Origin of the sequence: Parasphingorhabdus sp., assembly GCF_039939955.1 — a bacterium.
Taxonomy (GTDB): Bacteria; Pseudomonadota; Alphaproteobacteria; order Sphingomonadales; family Sphingomonadaceae; genus Parasphingorhabdus.
Window position 1 is genome coordinate 447,437 of the sequence record NZ_JBDVHS010000005.1, and the last position, 18,722, is coordinate 466,158.

General features: G+C 53.4%; 15 protein-coding genes and 1 tRNA gene. 13 read left to right on the top strand and 3 right to left on the bottom strand.

Annotation, left to right across the window (positions count from 1 at the left end; genetic code table 11):
* The first annotated feature begins 21 nt into the window (after positions 1-21).
* The 8 genes from ABJG22_RS07430 (at position 22) to fdhD (ending at position 8,342) form a co-directional block, all read left to right on the top strand.
* Entirely contained in the window at positions 22-447 is a 426-nt protein-coding gene (locus ABJG22_RS07430; protein WP_348019615.1) for a MarR family transcriptional regulator, read from the top strand.
* 109 nt (positions 448-556) lie between these two features.
* Entirely contained in the window at positions 557-1,666 is a 1,110-nt protein-coding gene (locus ABJG22_RS07435) for an S-(hydroxymethyl)glutathione dehydrogenase/class III alcohol dehydrogenase (protein ID WP_348020318.1), read from the top strand.
* Positions 1,666-2,493 (top strand): S-formylglutathione hydrolase, encoded by an 828-nt coding sequence (gene fghA, locus ABJG22_RS07440; protein WP_348019616.1) that lies wholly within the window; start codon positions 1,666-1,668, stop codon positions 2,491-2,493. The genes ABJG22_RS07435 and fghA overlap by 1 nt, the downstream gene beginning before the upstream one ends.
* Positions 2,493-2,918, top strand: a complete 426-nt coding sequence (locus tag ABJG22_RS07445; RefSeq protein ID WP_348020319.1) for an NAD(P)H-dependent oxidoreductase subunit E — start codon at positions 2,493-2,495, stop codon at positions 2,916-2,918. The genes fghA and ABJG22_RS07445 overlap by 1 nt, the downstream gene beginning before the upstream one ends.
* Positions 2,915-4,465, top strand: coding sequence for an NADH-ubiquinone oxidoreductase-F iron-sulfur binding region domain-containing protein (locus tag ABJG22_RS07450; RefSeq protein WP_348019617.1), 1,551 nt, complete (start codon positions 2,915-2,917; stop codon positions 4,463-4,465). Before ABJG22_RS07445 ends, ABJG22_RS07450 begins: the two co-directional genes overlap by 4 nt.
* On the top strand, positions 4,462-7,323 hold the full coding sequence (gene fdhF / locus ABJG22_RS07455) for a formate dehydrogenase subunit alpha (protein ID WP_348019618.1): 2,862 nt from the start codon (positions 4,462-4,464) through the stop codon (positions 7,321-7,323). Before ABJG22_RS07450 ends, fdhF begins: the two co-directional genes overlap by 4 nt.
* Complete coding sequence (locus ABJG22_RS07460; RefSeq protein ID WP_348019619.1) at positions 7,320-7,565, top strand: formate dehydrogenase subunit delta; 246 nt, start codon at positions 7,320-7,322, stop codon at positions 7,563-7,565. Before fdhF ends, ABJG22_RS07460 begins: the two co-directional genes overlap by 4 nt.
* A complete protein-coding gene (gene fdhD / locus ABJG22_RS07465; RefSeq protein ID WP_348019620.1) occupies positions 7,566-8,342 on the top strand; it encodes a formate dehydrogenase accessory sulfurtransferase FdhD in 777 nt (258 codons plus the stop codon).
* A gap of 190 nt (positions 8,343-8,532) precedes the next feature.
* Here the strand turns inward: fdhD and betA are convergent, their stop codons facing one another.
* Together betA and ABJG22_RS07475 are read right to left on the bottom strand one after the other, a co-directional pair.
* Positions 8,533-10,254, bottom strand: a complete 1,722-nt coding sequence (gene betA, locus ABJG22_RS07470; RefSeq protein ID WP_348019621.1) for a choline dehydrogenase — start codon at positions 10,252-10,254, stop codon at positions 8,533-8,535.
* Between the two features lie 13 nt (positions 10,255-10,267).
* On the bottom strand, positions 10,268-11,407 hold the full coding sequence (locus ABJG22_RS07475) for a hypothetical protein (protein ID WP_348019622.1): 1,140 nt from the start codon (positions 11,405-11,407) through the stop codon (positions 10,268-10,270).
* A 167-nt stretch (positions 11,408-11,574) separates the two neighbouring features.
* On the opposite strand from ABJG22_RS07475, the gene ABJG22_RS07480 reads away from it, so the two are divergent.
* Both ABJG22_RS07480 and ABJG22_RS07485 read left to right on the top strand, forming a co-directional pair.
* Positions 11,575-13,800 (top strand): TonB-dependent siderophore receptor, encoded by a 2,226-nt coding sequence (locus ABJG22_RS07480; RefSeq protein WP_348019623.1) that lies wholly within the window; start codon positions 11,575-11,577, stop codon positions 13,798-13,800.
* Between the two features lie 56 nt (positions 13,801-13,856).
* Complete coding sequence (locus tag ABJG22_RS07485; RefSeq protein ID WP_348019624.1) at positions 13,857-15,371, top strand: PepSY-associated TM helix domain-containing protein; 1,515 nt, start codon at positions 13,857-13,859, stop codon at positions 15,369-15,371.
* Between the two features lie 126 nt (positions 15,372-15,497).
* Here ABJG22_RS07485 and ABJG22_RS07490 read toward each other — a convergent pair.
* A tRNA-Pro gene (locus tag ABJG22_RS07490) sits at positions 15,498-15,574 on the bottom strand.
* A gap of 200 nt (positions 15,575-15,774) precedes the next feature.
* Here ABJG22_RS07490 and yajC point away from each other — a divergent pair.
* Genes yajC through secF form a run of 3 tightly spaced genes read left to right on the top strand, consistent with a single transcriptional unit; the run spans position 15,775 to position 18,719 of the window.
* Positions 15,775-16,107 carry a preprotein translocase subunit YajC gene (yajC, locus tag ABJG22_RS07495; RefSeq protein WP_348019625.1) on the top strand — a complete coding sequence of 111 codons (333 nt, stop codon included), beginning with the start codon at positions 15,775-15,777 and terminating at the stop codon, positions 16,105-16,107.
* A 27-nt stretch (positions 16,108-16,134) separates the two neighbouring features.
* Positions 16,135-17,739: a protein translocase subunit SecD gene (gene secD / locus ABJG22_RS07500; protein ID WP_348019626.1), complete on the top strand. Its 1,605-nt coding sequence runs from the start codon at positions 16,135-16,137 to the stop codon at positions 17,737-17,739.
* Positions 17,736-18,719 (top strand): protein translocase subunit SecF, encoded by a 984-nt coding sequence (secF, locus tag ABJG22_RS07505; protein ID WP_348019627.1) that lies wholly within the window; start codon positions 17,736-17,738, stop codon positions 18,717-18,719. Before secD ends, secF begins: the two co-directional genes overlap by 4 nt.
* The last annotated feature ends 3 nt before the right edge of the window (positions 18,720-18,722 follow it).

Below are 18,722 nucleotides of genomic sequence, written 5' to 3' on the forward strand. Positions count from 1 at the left end.
AGCATTTCTTATAGGGAGGAAATGATCGATCCCCTCTCATCATTGCCTGGATATGTATTGAGCCGGGCTGCGGCTGCTTCCTTGACGGAATTGAATAGGGGGCTTGCGAAATTCGGGTTGCGGCATAGCGATGTTTCGCTCCTGATACTGGTGGAGGTCAACCCTAAATTGACACAAAGCGATGCGGGTAAGTTGTTGGATATCCAACGTGCGAACATGGTGCCTCTTGTCGCTAGACTGTTGGACCGTTCCTTGATTTCCAAGGAGCCCGTAGACGGTCGTTCGCAAGGGTTATTGCTGACTGGCAAAGGGAAAAAGCTGCTTCGGGAGGTGAAGGCAGTGGTTGACCATCACGAAAGGGAATTGGAGCTATCAATTCCCGAGCGTTTACGACCGCATCTATTACCGATATTGAATGCGCTTTGGGACTCCATCAGGTCCAAGTGATGTTCGGATAGATTTAGTCGTTGCCTGCAATCCGGTGGCTTCATCTAACGATAACCGAATTCATAGTCGTAAATCATGATCGATCGATCAGTAAAAGGAATGAATGAAAATGAAGACCCGCGCAGCTGTAGCCTTTGAAGCCAAAAAGCCACTCGAGATCGTCGAGCTTGATCTGGAGGGCCCTAAAGCGGGCGAGGTCTTGGTCGAGATTATGGCGACCGGTATTTGTCACACCGATGCGTACACGCTCGATGGGCTCGATAGCGAGGGCAAGTTCCCTAGTGTTCTCGGTCATGAAGGCGCCGGCATCGTGCGCGAAGTGGGGCCGGGCGTTACCTCCGTAGCACCCGACGACCATGTGATCCCGCTCTACACGCCGGAATGTCGCCAGTGCAAAAGCTGCCTGTCCGGCAAGACCAACCTGTGCACGGCCATCCGCTCAACTCAGGGACAGGGCCTGATGCCTGATGGTACCAGTCGGATGTCCTACAAGGGCGAGGCCATCTATCACTATATGGGCTGCTCGACTTTCTCTAATTTCATCGTTCTACCGGAAATTGCGGTGGCAAAAATCCGCACGGACGCGCCGTTTAACACCAGCTGCTATATTGGCTGCGGCGTCACCACCGGCGTCGGCGCGGTGACCAACACCGCGAAAGTGGAGCCCGGCTCCAATGTCATCGTCTTCGGGCTCGGCGGCATCGGCCTGAACGTGCTGCAAGGCGCCCGGATGGTTGGCGCGGACAAGATTATCGGCGTCGATATCAATGATGATCGTGAAGAATGGGGCAAGAAATTTGGTATGACCCATTTCGTCAACCCGGCGAAAATTGAGGGTGACATCGTCGAACATCTGGTGGCGCTGACCGACGGCGGCGCGGACTATACGTTCGATTGCACCGGCAATACCGACGTGATGCGTCAGGCGCTGGAAGCCTGCCATCGTGGCTGGGGTGAAAGCATCATCATCGGCGTGGCCGAGGCCGGCAAGGAAATCTCCACGCGACCGTTTCAGCTGGTTACCGGACGGGTCTGGAAGGGCACGGCTTTCGGCGGCGCGCGCGGCCGGACCGATGTTCCGAAAATCGTCGACTGGTATGTCAATGGCAAGATCGAAATCGATCCGATGATCACACACACGCTGTCGCTGGAAGAGATCAACAAGGGCTTCGACCTGATGCATGCGGGTGAAAGCATCCGCAGCGTGGTGGTCTTTTAATGGAGACCATCTCCACCAACAGAAGTTTCGCCGGAACGCAGGGCGTCTATTCCCACGCATCCGCCGAAACGGGCACGGACATGACCTTCGCCGTCTACGTCCCCGATCATGACAAGGGCGCGAAGCTGCCGGTGGTCTGGTATCTCTCCGGCCTGACCTGCACCCACGCCAATGTTATGGAAAAGGGTGAATATCGGAAGGTGGCCAGCGAACTGGGCTTGATCATCGTCGCGCCCGATACCTCGCCGCGCGGCGAGGGTGTGGCCGATGATGAAGCCTATGATATGGGGCAGGGCGCGGGCTTCTATGTCGATGCGACCGAAGAGCCATGGGCCAAGCATTTCCGGATGCGCAGCTATATCGAGAAAGAACTACCCGCCTTGATCGCCGAGGAATTTCCCGCGGATATGGACCGACAGGCGATATTTGGGCACAGCATGGGCGGCCATGGCGCACTGACCATCGCACTGCGCAATCCGGACCGGTATAAAAGCGTGTCTGCTTTCTCGCCGATTGTTTCACCGCTCAATTGCCCGTGGGGTGAAAAGGCGCTCGGTGGATATATCGGTAGCGACCGGGCGGCGTGGCGCGCATATGACGCCTGCGCATTGATCGAGGATGGCGCGCGCGTTGCCGACATATTGGTAGATCAGGGCACTGCGGATAATTTTCTCGAGGAACAGCTTAAGCCTGATTTGCTAGCGGATGCCTGCGAAAAGGCGGGCATGAAGCTCAGCCTGAATATGCGCAAAGGCTATGATCACAGCTATTATTTCATCTCGACGTTCATGGCAGATCATTTGTATTGGCATGCCAAACGACTGTGATGGACAAAACGGCGCGTCTTGACGAAATTATCGCGGTTCATGCGGGCTGCGAGGGGCCATTGCTACCCATTTTGAATGATATTCAGGAAGAATTTTCTTGCGTTGACGAACAAACCAAGCGGCATCTTGCCGATAGCCTCAATTTGAGCCCCGCAGAGATTCAGGGCGTGGTGAGCTTCTATCATGATTACAAATCTACTCCCCCGGAATTGCCTGTTTTGAAACTATGTCGGGCCGAAGCCTGCCAGGCGCGCGGTTGCGATGCTTTGGCGGCAGATATATCGACCGTGGCGCAAAGCAAATGCGAGATTGAAACCGTATATTGCCTCGGCCTTTGTAGCGCTGGTCCCAATGCGATGATCGGACAGGACGTGCACGCGCGGCTCGATATTCAGAAACTCACGCGGTTGATTGAATCGCTATGAGTTTGCGGATTGCTATCTCTGATGATGCGCTGGCACTTGCGTGTGGCGCCAACGAAATTGCCGAAGCGATCCAAAAGGCAGCACCGGATGCTGAAATTGTGCGTGTTTCGAGCTGGGGCATGTCCTGGCTGGAGCCGCTCGTCGAGGTTAATGGCCTGGGCTATGGACCGGCGACGGTGGATGATGTCGCGGCGATATTGGATGGATCATCCGGTCTCAATATTGGCAAGATTAAGGATCATCCCTTCATTGCAAAACAACAGCGACTAACTTTTGCACGGGCCGGTATGACCCGGCCGCTTGATCTGGAAGATTTTCAGGCAACCGGCGGCTGGCTGGGCTTAGAAAAAGCCCGTAAAATGGGCGCTGATGCTATCATTGAGACTGTCACGGAATCTGGCCTGCGTGGTCGAGGCGGTGCGGGCTTTCCAGCGGGGATCAAATGGAAGACCGTTGCTGGTGCAGAGGGATCCCGGAAATATATCGTCTGCAATGCGGATGAAGGCGACAGCGGAACCTTTGCCGACCGGATGTTGATGGAGGGCGATCCTTATTGTCTGCTCGAAGGCATGGCGATTGCAGGTCTCGCCGTTGGAGCTGGCAAAGGTTATATCTATGTCCGTAGCGAATATCCGCATGCGATTGCCAAGCTGAACGCGGCGATCAAGGCAAGCGCACATATCGTCGCGCCCTTTGATATCGAGGTTCGCGTTGGGGCAGGGGCTTATGTCTGCGGCGAGGAAACCTCGCTTCTCGAAAGCCTTGAGGGCAAGCGTGGCGAAGTTCGCGCAAAACCTCCACTTCCCGCCCTAGAAGGACTATTCGGTAAGCCCACGGTGGTGAACAATGTCCTGACCCTCGCGGCTGTTCCTTATATTCTGGCAAATGGGGCAAAGTCTTATGCCGATTATGGCATGGGACGTTCGCGCGGCACTATGCCGATCCAATTGGCCGGAAATCTGAAATATGGCGGCCTGTTCGAAACGGCCTTCGGCATCACGCTGGGCGAACTGGTCAACGACATCGGCGGCGGAACGGAGAGCGGTCGGCCTGTCAAAGCCGTGCAGGTGGGCGGCCCACTGGGGGCCTATCATCCGGCTAGCGATTTCCATCTGCCATTCGACTATGAATCTTTCACCGCGGCCGATGGATTAATTGGCCATGGCGGTGTCGTTGTGTTTGATGAGACGGCCGACATGCTCTCTCAAGCCCATTTTGCGATGGAATTTTGTGCCGCTGAAAGTTGCGGCAAATGCACGCCGTGCCGATTGGGTTCAGTCCGCGGGATAGAGGTGCTGGACCGGATAAAATCCGGCGGACGGGCCGCCGCAGATTCAGTTGAAAGCCTGCCACAAATGCACAATGCGCCGAAACAGGGGCGCAGCGTGAAAGAGGAACTGTCGCTCGTTTCCGATCTTTGTGAAACCATGAAATTTGGATCGTTATGTGCGCTTGGCGGTTTCACACCATATCCGGTGATGAGCGCAATCAAACATTGGCCCGAGGATTTCGGAGCAAGCGCTGATATGGTAAAGGACAAGTCATGACCTACCAGCCGCAGAAAGATTTTGGCACACCGGCATCCAAAGCCAGTGAAACGGTAAAGCTATCGATCGATGGTAAGGAAGTTGTCGTCCCGGCCGGCACCAGCGTGATGCGCGCAGCAGCGGAAATCGACAATAATATTCCCAAGCTCTGTGCTACTGACAATGTCAAAAGCTTCGGATCTTGCCGACTTTGCCTGATCGAGATCGAAGGCCGTCGGGGTACGCCGGCAAGCTGCACGACGCCGGTTGAAGACGATATGGTGGTGAAAACCCAGACGCCGCATTTGCAAAAATTACGCAAGGGCGTGATGGAGTTGTATATATCCGATCACCCGCTCGATTGCCTGACCTGCAGTGCGAATAATGATTGCGAGCTGCAAGATCAGGCCGCGAATGTCGGATTACGCGATGTCCGTTATGGCTATGAAGGTGCCAATCACCTTGGCGAGACGAAAGATACGTCCAACCCCTATTTTGATTTTGATCCGTCCAAATGTATCGCCTGTTCACGCTGCATCCGGGCCTGTGACGAAGTGCAGGGGACATTCGCGCTGACCATGGATGGTCGCGGCTTTGCTTCCAAAATTTCCGCCGGCCTGCCGGATGATGATTTTCTGTCGAGCGAATGCGTGTCATGTGGTGCCTGCGTTGAGGCTTGCCCCACTGCAACGCTTCAGGAAAAGGCAGTTGCCGAAATTGGTAAGCCTGACCGGACGGAAATTACGACCTGCGCCTATTGCGGTGTCGGCTGTACCTTTCGCGCCGAGATGCGCGGCGAGCAGCTGGTCCGTATGGTGCCGTGGAAAGATGGTAAGGCCAATCGCGGCCATAGCTGCGTCAAAGGGCGGTTCGCTTGGGGCTATGCCAATCATCAGGACCGCATCACCAAACCGATGATCCGGGAAAGTATCGATCAGCCATGGCGGGAAGTCAGCTGGGTTGAAGCACTAAGCCATGCGGCCAGCGAGATTAAACGCATCCAGAGTAAATATGGCCGGCTCAGCGTCGGCGGGATAACCTCCTCGCGCTGCACCAATGAAGAGACATTCCTAGTCCAGAAGCTGATCCGGGCAGGTTTCGGCAATAATAATGTTGATACCTGTGCCCGCGTTTGCCACTCGCCGACCGGCTATGGTCTAAAAACAACCTTCGGTACGAGCGCTGGCACGCAGGATTTCGACAGCATCGAGGATAGCGAAGTCATATTGGTGATCGGTGCCAATCCAACCGATGCCCATCCGGTCTTTGCCAGCCGGATGAAAAAGCGCCTGCGGGGTATTGACGGAAAACCGGCTGCAAAGCTGATTGTCATTGATCCGCGGCAGATTGCACTGGTGAAATCCCCGCATATCGAGGCATCGCATCATTTGCCGTTGCAACCGGGCACCAATGTCGCGGTATTGACAGCCATGGCGCATGTCATCGTCACCGAGGGACTGGCTGACGAAGATTTTATTCGCGAACGCTGCGACTGGAATGAATATGCAGAATGGGCCGCTTTTGTGTCGGATGAGCGCCATGCTCCCGAAACGTTGGAAGCCGTAACGCGCGTGCCCTCCAAAGAGTTGCGCGCTGCAGCACGGTTGTTCGCAACCGGCGGCAATGGAGCGATCTACTACGGACTGGGCGTGACGGAACATAGTCAGGGCAGCTCGACGGTAATGGCGATTGCCAATCTCGCGATGGCGACCGGTAATATCGGACGGCGCGGCGTCGGGGTAAATCCTCTGCGTGGTCAGAACAATGTGCAAGGCGCATGCGATATGGGCAGTTTTCCGCACGAACTGTCCGGATATCGTCATGTTTCGGATGCCGATGCACGGTCTTTGTTTGAAGCTGACTGGGGAGTGCCGATCGATTCCGAACCGGGACTGCGCATCCCGAACATGCTGGATGCCGCCGTTGATGGTGAGTTCAAGGCGCTTTATGTGCAGGGTGAAGATATCCTGCAATCCGACCCCAATACCAAGCACGTATCGGCCGGATTGGCGGCGATGGAATGCGTTATCGTGCACGACCTGTTCCTCAACGAAACCGCCAATTACGCCCATATCTTTCTGCCGGGTTCGACCTTTCTTGAGAAAAATGGCACGTTCACAAACGCTGAACGGCGCATCCAGCTAGTCAATAAGGTGATGACTCCAATCAACGGGATGGAAGATTGGGAAGTCACACAGGCGCTGGCCAATGCGATGGGGTTGGACTGGAACTATGCCCATCCGTCCGAGATTATGGATGAAATCGCTCGCTTGACGCCTACTTTTTCCGGTGTGAATTTTGACCGGCTGAGAGAAGAAGGCTCGCTGCAATGGCCGGTCAACGAGGCCGCGCCCGACGGATCACCGATCATGCATGTTGACGGCTTTGTTCGCGGTAAGGGGCAGTTTGTGGTCACGGATTATGTGCCGACCGACGAAAAAACCGGTCCGCGCTTTCCGCTGTTGCTGACGACCGGACGGATATTGTCACACTATAATGTCGGTGCGCAGACGAGGCGGACAGAGAATACCGCCTGGCATCCGGAAGATTTGTTGGAAATACACCCGACAGACGCCGAAAATCGCGGATTGAAAGATGGCGATTGGACCAAATTGTCGAGCCGTTCGGGTGAAACAACCCTGCGGATAACGGTGACAGAACGGGTCGCACCGGGCGTGGTCTATACCACATTCCATCATCCGGTAACGCAGGCCAATGTCATAACCACAGAATATAGCGACTGGGCCACCAACTGTCCGGAATATAAAGTGACCGCCGTTCAAGTCTCCGCCTCCAATGGTCCGACTGACTGGCAGGAAGATTATGAACAGCTTTCGGACCAGGCGCGACGCATCGAGACGGTTGAAGCAGCGGAATGAATACGCTCGACCATCTTGTCCATATGCTTGACCAGATCACGCGCAATTTCGGGACATTGGACGATGGAGCGGCGGCTGAGGCTACGGCGGAACATATATTGCTCTACTGGGATCCGCGGATGAAGAACCGTATCATTACCTATGGTGCCAGCGATGAGTCCGATCTGTCGGAAGTCGCCGCCCAGGCGATCACGATTGTTGCACAGAAGGTGCCGGCATCTGCGACTATCGGTGAGGCATAGATGGACAGCTATGACGCCCAGATCGTTCGTCCCGGCGGCGCAGCATCGGAAAGAGATGATCGACAAGTCGCGATAGAAGCTCCGGTTTCGATAGAATTTAACGGTATCGGCTATGCCGTAATGATGGCGACGCCTTCCGATCTGGAGGATTTCGTCACCGGATTTGCAATTTCCGAGAGACTGGTCGAATGGGCTGATCAACTGGGCGAAATCAATGTCCATAGTCATGAAAAAGGCTGGGTTATTCGCGCCAATGTCGCGTCCGAGAAAGCGGAAATGATTTTCGAGCGCGCGCGAACCCGCGTTGCGGAAAGCAGTTGCGGCCTCTGCGGTCTGGAAAACCTGGAACTGGTCGCCAAACCGCTGCCGAAAGTAAGCGAACATCCACCGATCCAGAAACAACATGTTTTTGACGCGCTAGCCTCCCTTCAGGATCATCAACCACTGAATATCGCGACCGGCGGTGTGCATGCTGGTGCATGGATCGATGAATCGGGCAAGATTGCTTGCGTCCGGGAAGATGTCGGCCGCCATAATGCACTCGACAAGCTGATCGGTGCGATGGCCCGAAAAAACCGACTGCTATCAACCGGCTTCGTATTGACAACATCTCGCTGCAGCTATGAGATTGTTGAGAAATCGGTGATTGCGGGAGCCACCACCCTCGTGACCATCTCGGTCCCGACCAGCATCGCGATTGAACGGGCAAAATCTTGTGGCCTGACGCTGATATCATTGGCCCGTCCGGACAGTTATCTCGATTATAGCCAAGGCTGAAGCCCGACAATTGCGAGCAGGGAATATCGAGGCCAATCATTATCAAGGTCCGCTAAGCCCCATCGGCCCGCCAGTTTCAGGAAAAAGACCTTGGGACCAACCATGTTGGATTCCGTTTGATCTATCCGGCGGCATTATAGTCAGGGAAGTGTCGAAGTTGCTATCATTGCCACGACGGTAGATTCCGGCATCATGTCACGCTTCGAACCGGGTCTTTATAGCGTTGTCGTGTCTGCCAATTTTCATCGATCCAACTTGCGGCCGGTGATGGGAGCAACAGCGGTTTCTCCAAAATCATATCGGATGCTCTTTCCGCCAACATGATGGTCGGCGCGTTGATATTCCCGTTGGTTACGGTCGGGAATACAGATGCATCGACGACACGCAGTCCTTCCAATCCGATCACCCGACATTCCGAATCTACTACCGCCATGGGATCGCTGGTCAGGCCCATTTTGCAGGTTCCGCAGGGATGATAGGCGCTCTCGACATTTTCTTTCACCCATGCGTCAATCTGATCATCCGACTGGACATGCTCTCCGGGCTGCAACTCTTCCCCGCGATAGTCATCCAGCGCAGGTTGGGCAAAAATTTCACGGCTGAGGCGGATACAGTCGCGCCATTTCGCGACATCTTCGGGATGCTGCAGATAGTTGAACTGAATGCTGGGCGGAGCCAATGGGTCCGATGACCCGATGTGCACATGGCCTCTGCTTTTTGGTTTATTGGGGCCGACATGTACCTGGAATCCATGACCATCTATCGATGGTGTCCCGTCATATCGCATCGCGGCGGGCAGGAAATGATATTGGATATCGGGTGATTTTCGACCGGCTTCGGAACGAATGAATGCGCACGATTCAAAATGGTTGGTCGCCCCCAGACCGGATTTGAAGAAGAACCATCTTATGCCGATCAACAGCTTGCTCAACCATCCCAGCTTGTTGTTCAAACTCACCGGCTTTGTGCAGTGAAACTGGAAATAGATTTCCAGATGGTCTTGCAGATTTTCTCCGACACCGGGCCGTTCGTGCTGTAACTCTACGCCGGCTTGTTTGAGCGCAGGCACCGAACCAATGCCAGATCGTTCCAATATGCCCGGCGACGCGATCGAACCGGCCGAGAGGATGATTTCTTTGGCGGCAGAGACTGTCTTCTGGTCATTTTTATGTTTCAGAATGACGGAACGCGCGCGTCCGTTGTCGACCGAAAGCCGATCGACCAGCGCGTCGGTCCAGATTGTCAGGTTTTTGCGCTTCTTTGCAGGTCGCAAATAGGCGCGTTCTGTCGATTCCCGGATTCCGCCCTGAACCGTCATGTGCATCGGACCAAAGCCTTCTTGACGATATCCGTTATAGTCTTCTGTCGCTGGATATCCGGCCTCTACGCCTGCATCGATAAAGGCCTGATATAGAGGGTTTCCGGTCATATTATTGCCGCCGCCTACGCCCAGCGGTCCATCCCCGCCGCGATATGTATCTGCGCCAAATTGCCATGTTTCGGCACGTTTGAAATAGGGCAGACAATCGGCATATCCCCATCCTTTGGCACCGGCCGTCTGCCATTCGTCAAAATCGCAGCTATGGCCCCGGACATAGACCATCCCGTTGATTGATGATGTCCCGCCTAGCCCTTTGCCGCGTGGGCAGGTGATCTGACGGCCATCCAACGCGGGTTCAGCATCGGAAGAATAGCCCCAATTATATGTCTTGGACGCCATGGGATAGGAGAGGGCTGTCGGCATCTGCACCAATATATTCTGGTAGCTGCCGCCGGCCTCCAGCAGCAGCACGCGGTTCGCTTCATCTTCCGAAAGCCGGTTGGCGAGCACGCAGCCGGCTGATCCCGCGCCGATGATGATATAGTCCCATTGGGCATCAACATTGGGGGCGGCCGCTTCACTGGCTGGCATAGAATAGGGACCTTTAGATAAATGACTGGACCAGCGAACGCCGCCGCTGGACGATGAGCGCATATACACAAACGTAAAGGCCGATAACAACCATCCCGATCCATTCAATCTTTAGCGGTGTAAATTGATACAGCAGGATCAGTCCGAACAGCAGTAGCCAATGGACCGTGATATAGGCGGTCCGCCCCATCCGTTCGACCGTCAGGTTCAAATTTTCCGAATAGAGCCGTGTCAGAGAATCCAGAGAATTGACGACAAAGATGATTCCGACAACGACCATCGCGATCTGGAAGGGGCCGGTGAGCGTGATATCCTGACCGTGGAAGTGGAACAGTACCGAGAACCAGAGCGCAATCGGTATCGATGGGAGAACCAGCAGCGCCGCCAGCAACTGCCAAGGCCGCAATCCGCCGACGAAGCGGGCGACGAACTGCCCGATCATGATGCTCCAGGCAAACCACCAGAAGAGGTAGAAGGCATGATAGTCCGTCAGCGGGCTAATGAAACGGTGCAAATTGCTGAAATAGCCGCCCAGATATTGGCCGCTTTGGGAAATTTGGGCGATGCCAAAGTCGCCGTATACTATCATCGTTCCAATCAAACCCAGGAATAGCAGGAATGATCCGACGCTCAGCCATATGACAAAGCGAATATCGGTGCTGGAAAAGACCGCGAAAAGCACGACCGCAGCCACCAAAGCATAGCGCAAACTGTCAGAAATTCCGTCTATATAGCCCGGAAGGTAGCTTAGAAAAAGGAAGCCTGTGAAAGCGCAAGTGGCGATAATCACGATATTGTTGATGAACTTAACCCAGGCAATCTCAAACAGTTTCAGGCGCGGTTCGACGACGCAAAAATAGAATGTCGTCAGAAAATAGAAGCCCCAGACCAGAAAGCCCCAAAAACCAAATTCGATCGCCAGCGGATTGGTGAATGAATATATGGCTTCTGTTTCATAGACCGGGAATTCGGTGAGCGGGAACAAGATCAGACCGACATCTAGGCCGGATGTGAATAAGATTGCGATAAAGGCGATCAAATTGGTCGGCTGCTCCCCGACTAGCGAAATATTCCGGAACCGAAAAATCAGCCATATCGAGGTCAGCAGGGTGATCGAGATCGCCGTCGTCAATATGATATGTGAGATAGGCATTATGCGCATTGTCCTTCGACGAGGTCATCGCAAAGTCTATGCATGTTTCCGTTGAAAGCATAATGAAATGTGATTTTGACATATCATTAATGATAATAACTATCAATTGCATTAAGTTTGACCCTTGTATATCGCTCGCCGCTCAAGAATCATAAGGGGTATTCATAATGACGGTGTTGCGTTTCGGAATTTCATTGACGGTTTTGGCTTATTGCTCCGCTGCTTCGGCGCAAACGCCAGCAGAAATGGGGGATTCCAGCGTTGACGATAATGTGATCGTCGTGACCGGGACAAAGCAGGAGCGCTATCGCATTGAAGACTCCGGCGCACTAACCGGCTTCCGACTCGACTATCTTGAACTTCCACGGGTTGTTAATGTCATCCCTGAACAGCTTATTCTCGATCAAAAAATCACCGATCTGGGCGAAGCATTGCGCAATACGCCGGGTGTGACCCAGTCAGACGGGTTTGGTGGTACCAATGATGATTTTTTCATTCGCGGTTTTCGTCGCAACTCCGTGTATCGGAACGGGTTTCGGCGACAAAGCAACTTCAAGATCAACTTGACCAACACGGAATATGTCCAAGTTGTTCGTGGCCCGTCTTCCATTACTTACGGCCAGGTCGAACCAGGTGGACTGGTAGACATCGTCACCAAGAAGCCATTGGCTGAGCAGCGCATCGCTGGCGAAGTACGCTATGGTGATTTTGACGATCTGCTTTTCCTAGCCGACTGGTCGCAGCCGGTGACAGAAGATATCGGGGTCCGGGTGGTCGCATCCACGCAAGATGCCAACTCGTTCCGGGATTTTACCGAGATATCGCGCGATACCATAGCGGTTTCGGGACGATTTGATCTGTCACCATCGACGCGTTTTGATGTCTCATACGAATATCGAGACGAGGATCGACCATTGGATCGCGGTACTGTTACCATAGCAACGCCCGAGGGACGGCAAATCGTCAACAATGTCATAGATATTCCTATCTCGCGGCGCTTTGGTGAGCCTTTCGAGATATTCGAAAGCCAATTCCATTTCTTGGAAGCTACTCTGGAACAGAAACTGGGTGACAATTGGAACGTGCGTTTAGGTGCCGCCTATGAAAGTAGCGTTGCGAATGACCTGCAGGCACGACCAAGAGCTGTGGTAATTCTTAATGCTGACGCGCCAATTTCTAATGATGGTTTCTTCACGGTACCAGTGCCGCCCGTAGAACTCGACGCGGTGTTTGACGATCCGAGCGACTTGGTTTTTCTTGCGAGACGGACAGATGGCAGTCGGGAACGAGACACAGAGGTGTTGTACCTGAACGGGAAAATTACAGGGGAGTTTTCGACCGGCAGTATCGAGCACCGGATTGCGGTTGGCGGTGATTATTTTGATGCGAGCTCGACGCGCTTTTTTGTTGCGACACCTACAACAAATGGTGTGCCCGTCGCATTGGGAGGAAATGGCCCGCTGTTTGATTTGAGGAATCCCATTTATGGTAATTTGCCCGATAACGTGCCAACCGATTCTCTCCCGGTATTAACCTCGGGTTCCAAGGCCTATGGATTCTATATAAATGACTATATTGATCTGACCGATCGGTTAAGCGTCTTGTTAGGGCTGCGTTTTGACGGTGTCACATTCAATGGCGATCGAGAGCTGGATGCGGCGAACGCTTTTTCTCCTCAAGCGGCTATCAACTATAAATTGGCTGACAACAGCTCTGTTTTCCTTAGCTATAGCCAAGCGTTCGAACCCAATATTTTTGCCGATCCAGAGCAAGGTGTAACAGCCCCATTTGATCCAGAAGACTCCGAGCAATTTGAACTTGGGGTGAAGAGCGAGTTTTTCGACGGTGCCCTTCAGGCCAGCGGTGCGCTCTATCGAATTGACAAGAACAACGTCTTGATAACGGAAAATGGTATACTGGTCTTGCGTGATGGGCAAAGTTCGCAAGGCATGGAACTTTCGCTGTCTGGTCAACCGACAGATGGCATGAACATCGTCGCTGGCTACGCCTATACGGATGCAGAAGTTAGGGGTGGCGCAAATGATGGTAACCAGCCGCGCAATGTTGCAGAGCATACGTTCAACCTATGGGCATCCTATGAAGTGCAAGCCGGATCATTGGAAGGTCTGGGCTTTGGCGGAGGGCTCTTCCACAGCAGTGACCGCTATGGCGATGATGCCAATAAATGGTCTTTGGGCAGCTACACCCTGGTTGATTTGTCCCTGTGGTATACGGTTGCAGTTCCTGCGCTGGGGGATGGCAAGACCGTCCGTATCCAAGTGGCGGCGAAAAATCTTTTTGATAAGACATATTTCTCTGCGAGCGGCGGAAATGAACGGGTCAGCATCGGCTTGCCACAAGCCTTCATTGGGTCCCTTTCGTTTGACTTCTGAACTGGCGGCCATGTTGGCGGCATGACATTCTGTTGGAGCAAGTTGTGGCGACATCTGTGAAAGATATAGGTGAACGCAAGAAGCCGGTGAAGAGCAAGCGTAAGAAGCAATATGAGCTTCATACGTGGGTGGGTTTCCATCTGGCGTTTATAATGTCTTTGGTGCTGTTCACCGGCACCGTCGCCACTTTGTCCAATGAGATTGATTGGATGATAAACGATGACATGCGCGTCACACCCGGCACCGAAATGGTGTCGTGGGGAGCGATGGAAAAAGCCGTTCGGGAGCATAGTCCGGACGGCAACATCGCCAGTATCTATACTATGGGACCTGGCTATTTTGCATATCGGGCCAGCGTTTTTGATGAATTTAACAAGCTGACCTATGTGCATGTCAATCAATGGACCGGAGAGATCACTGGTGAGACGCACCCTCTGACCGTGCAGCGCTTTTTTCGCGACCTGCACCGCTATTTGTTCATGCCCAATTATCTGGGACTACCCGTTGTTGGTTCGCTATCCTTCATATTGCTGATTTCACTTTATACTGGCCTGAAAACCACCCGCAACTGGCGTACCGTCATGATGCGTGTGCGACGCGATAGAGGCGTTCGCATCATGGTTGGCGACCTCCATAAAGCAGCGGGAATATGGGGCAGTTGGTTCTTCATTGTCATGGCCGTGACTGGATTATGGTATCTGACCGAATTTGGTTATGCCGTTGCCGGCGAACGGATGGAAGCCGAGCGACCCGATGTCACCGAGCAACGGACAGCACGGCGGGGAATGGTGCTACAGGATCGGCCACTTCAAGAGGTCGTGACGGTCGCTAAAAAAGCGCTTCCGGAACTGCAAATCACGGGCGTGCAATACCCCCTTCGGTCTAACCAAGTCTTCACCGTTCTAGGGGTCCGTGACAATCCGTTGCTGCGAGACAGGGCCAATCGCGTGTTCATTGATCCGATCGATCTTTCGGTCATCAAAGCGCAACCTGAAGAAAATATTTCGACGGTCGCTTATTTGAACGAGATGGCTGATCCCCTGCATTTTGGTACCTTTGGTGGACTAACCACCAAAATTATCTGGTTCATATTCGGCATCTCTATGACCGGTCTTTCCATCACGGGCATCTGGTTGACGTGGCGCAGATTGAAAAGCAAGGCGGTCACCAAAGCACAATTTGCAACGCTGCCGATCCTGCTTTTGTCGCTATTGTTCTTTTCCCAATGGATGGATCGATATCGCGAAGCCGATCTACCGGATGTCGAGAAGAAATTTGTGCAAAAACGAACAGCTTCCGGTTTGCAAGTCAGCCTGGCTATTGGTCAGGATCCGCGCGCAGAAGCGGGTCCGGCCCGGCTGGTGTTGCAAACGGAGGGTCGGCCTAATCTTAGAGCGGTGAGCCTTTGCAACCGCGAAGATTGCCAGGAAACAAAGCTGCCAGTGCAAGGGCGTAGCATGTCGATCCCCGTCGATTTGCCGGATAGCAGTTTCAGCACAGGCGATATTATCACAGCGAAACTCAGCTATAATAATGACCAGGAAGAACAGGTCGAATGGCGCTGGCGGTGAAGATATCTAGCCTGAGACTGGCCGTATAATAATCTGTCGATGATCCGCGATCCGGCCGCGTGCGCGCCAGTGCTAAGCTCGTTATAATGCTCTGGCGAAAATACCGCTGTTCCAGAGCGTGAAAATTGGTCGGGACGAGAGGATTCGAACCTCCGACCCCCACACCCCCAGTGTGATGCGCTACCAGGCTGCGCTACGTCCCGACCGAGGTTGCGCATATATGGTGGTCGATTGGCCTTGGCAAGTCGTTTGCGTCCTGCTTGCAACCTTTCCCAAATACGGATTTCGTTGCACCTGTGACAAGTGCGTGATAGGCGCGCGCATCATCTGGCTTGGCTGTTTTAGGGCTTGAAACAAGAACCCAGCCAACACACATAGAAATTGCAATAATTGGGACGAGTTCATGACAAATATCATTATATTATCCGCAGCAGCAGGCACTGGTGGCGCCGGTGGTTTCTTGGTTTCGATTATGCCGTTGGTGCTGATTTTTGCCGTTTTCTATTTCTTGCTCATCCGGCCCCAGCAAAAGAAAATGAAAGAGCATCAGACCAAGATCGGTGCGGTTAAAAAGAATGATGAAGTGGTGACCGGTGGTGGACTGGTTGGCAAAGCTGTCAAAGTTGATGATGAATTTGTCGAAGTCGAAATCGCCAAAGGCGTTCGTGTGAAAGCGGTCAAGGCGACTCTCACGGATGTGATGCCGCGCGGTGGTGCCAAACCTGCGAACGATTGAACGCGGTGATATAGAAAGTTAGTTTCGATGCTCGATTTCCCGCGTTGGAAAGTTATTTCCATTTCCCTGTTGCTGGCCTTTGGCGTGATAATGTCATTGCCCAGCCTGCTTGTCGGGGAGAGCCACAAATATTGGCCGAGCTTTTTACCCGATGAAACGATCAACCTAGGGCTCGATCTGCAGGGTGGTAGCCACATCTTACTAGAAGCAGATCCAGCGGATGTTGCGGTCATGCGTCTTGAAACGATGGAAGAATCCGTGCGGGCGGCAATGCGCCGTGCGGACCCACGCATCGGTATTGGTGATATCTCGCGGCGCGATGGTGTGTTGAGCTTCATGGTGCGGGACAGCACCCAGGTTGACGCTGCGCGCGAAGAGCTCCTTCCTCTGATCAGTGGTGCCAGTCTTACAGGGCAGCGAGACTGGGATATCGAAGTGCGTGATGATACGCGCATCGTTCTGACGCCGACGGCAGCGGGGATCGAAAATGCCGTTGAAAATGCGATGGAAACGGCAACCGACGTGATCCGTCGCCGTATTGACGCCATGGGCACGCGAGAGCCGACTATTATCCGGCAGGGCGACAATCGGATTGTGGTGCAGGTACCGGGGCTAGATGATCCCGAGGCGCTCAAGGCTTTGCTGGGACAGACAGCGAAACTGGAATTTAAGCTGGTCGACTATGAAGCCGATCCCAATGCGGTAGCCGCCGGACGTCCTCCAGTCGGCAGCCAGATTTTCCCTTATCCCGACAATCCGGCTGGATTGCCAAATATCGCGGTGAAACGCCTTGGTGGTATTAGCGGCGATAAGCTGACCGATGCAGGGCAGGGCTTTGACCAGCAAACCAATGCGGCGGTGGTCAATATTACCTTTGATAGCGAAGGCGGAGCCAAGTTTGCGCGCCTGACCCAGAATAATGTCGGTCGGCCTTTTGCAATCATATTGGACGGAGAGGTGCTTTCCGCACCGAATATCAATGAGCCAATCCTCGGCGGTTCGGCTCAGATTTCAGGCAATTTCACCGTTGAAGGTGCCAACCAACTGGCAATCGCGCTGCGATCCGGTGCTTTGCCAGTGGAGTTGAAGATCGTCGAAGAGCGGACGGTCGGTCCCGATCTTGGTAAGGATTCTATCGACAAAGGCATGATTGCCGCGATGATCGCAACCGCTGCGGTATTAGCCTTCATGGTCGTCACCTATGGCCGATTTGGCGTCTATGCCAATATCGCGCTGGCACTGAACCTGTTCATCATTGTCGGGGTCATGGCGATATTCAACGCAACGCTTACCCTGCCGGGGATCGCGGGTTTTGTTTTGACCGTGGGTTCCGCTGTTGACGCTAATGTTCTGATTAACGAACGGATTAGAGAAGAGCGCCGACGAGGGCGACGAGTCATTCAGGCGATTGAAGTCGGCTATAAAGAGGCTTCGCGCGCGATTTTTGATGCGAATATCACGAATATCATTGCCGGTGTGCTGTTGTTCATGTTCGGCTCTGGCCCGATCAAAGGCTTCGCGGTTGTTCTGATGATCGGGATTGCATCATCCGTCTTTACCGCCGTGGTTGTAACCCGCATGTTTGTGGCCCTCTGGGTAAGACGAAATCGGCCACAGGAGTTGGTAATATGAGATTACTCAAACTTGTTCCCGACGATACCAATATTGGTTTTTTGAAATGGCGCAATATTGCCATGGCGATCAGTATTTTGACGATCATTGTATCGATTGCGCTGGTCGTATCTCGTGGATTGAATTTCGGTGTCGATTTTATCGGTGGTCAGATGATTCAGGCGACTTTTACAGAGACGGAAACAGCACCGATTCCAGAGTTGCGCGACAGTATCGGCGGACTCGGTTACGGTGAAGCGACGATCCAGCGATTTGGCGATGCCAATGAAGTGTCGATCCGGATGCGTCTCCCGGCCGAAGCGGAATCGCGCCCTGAAGCTGCCAGCGAGATGACTGCAAATATCGTCTCGACCATCAAAAGCGAATATCCTGACGCACGAATAGATGGCGTGGAATCCGTGTCCGGAAAAGTGTCGTCGGAGCTTTTCGAAACCGGCGCCTATTCATTGTTCTTCGCGATGATCGCTATATCCATCTATATTTGGATACGATTTGAGTGGCAATTTGGTGTCGGTGCATTGTTTGCGCTGTTCCACGATGTTTCGCTGACGTTCGGATTGTTCGCGCTGACCCAGATGGAATTCAATCTCAATATCGTTGCGGCGTTGCTGACGATCATCGGCTATTCGCTCAACGATACCATTGTTGTGTTTGACCGGGTTCGGGAGAATCTGAAGAAATATCGCAAGATGGATATCATCGCATTGCTCGACCTGTCGGTGAACGAGACGTTGGCGCGAACCGTGATGACCAGCTTGACCATGTTGATTGCGCTTGGTGCATTGATCCTATGGGGCCCTGATGTGATCTTCGGTTTTGCCGTTGCCATGTTCTTTGGTGTGTTCGTCGGTACATATAGTTCGGTCTATATGGCGGCGCCTATTCTGATTTGGTTGAAAGTTGGTCCCGATAGCTTCGTTCCAGCGGAACCAGAGAATGACAAAGGGAAGAAAATGGGCGGACCAGAGCAGGTCGGTTGATCA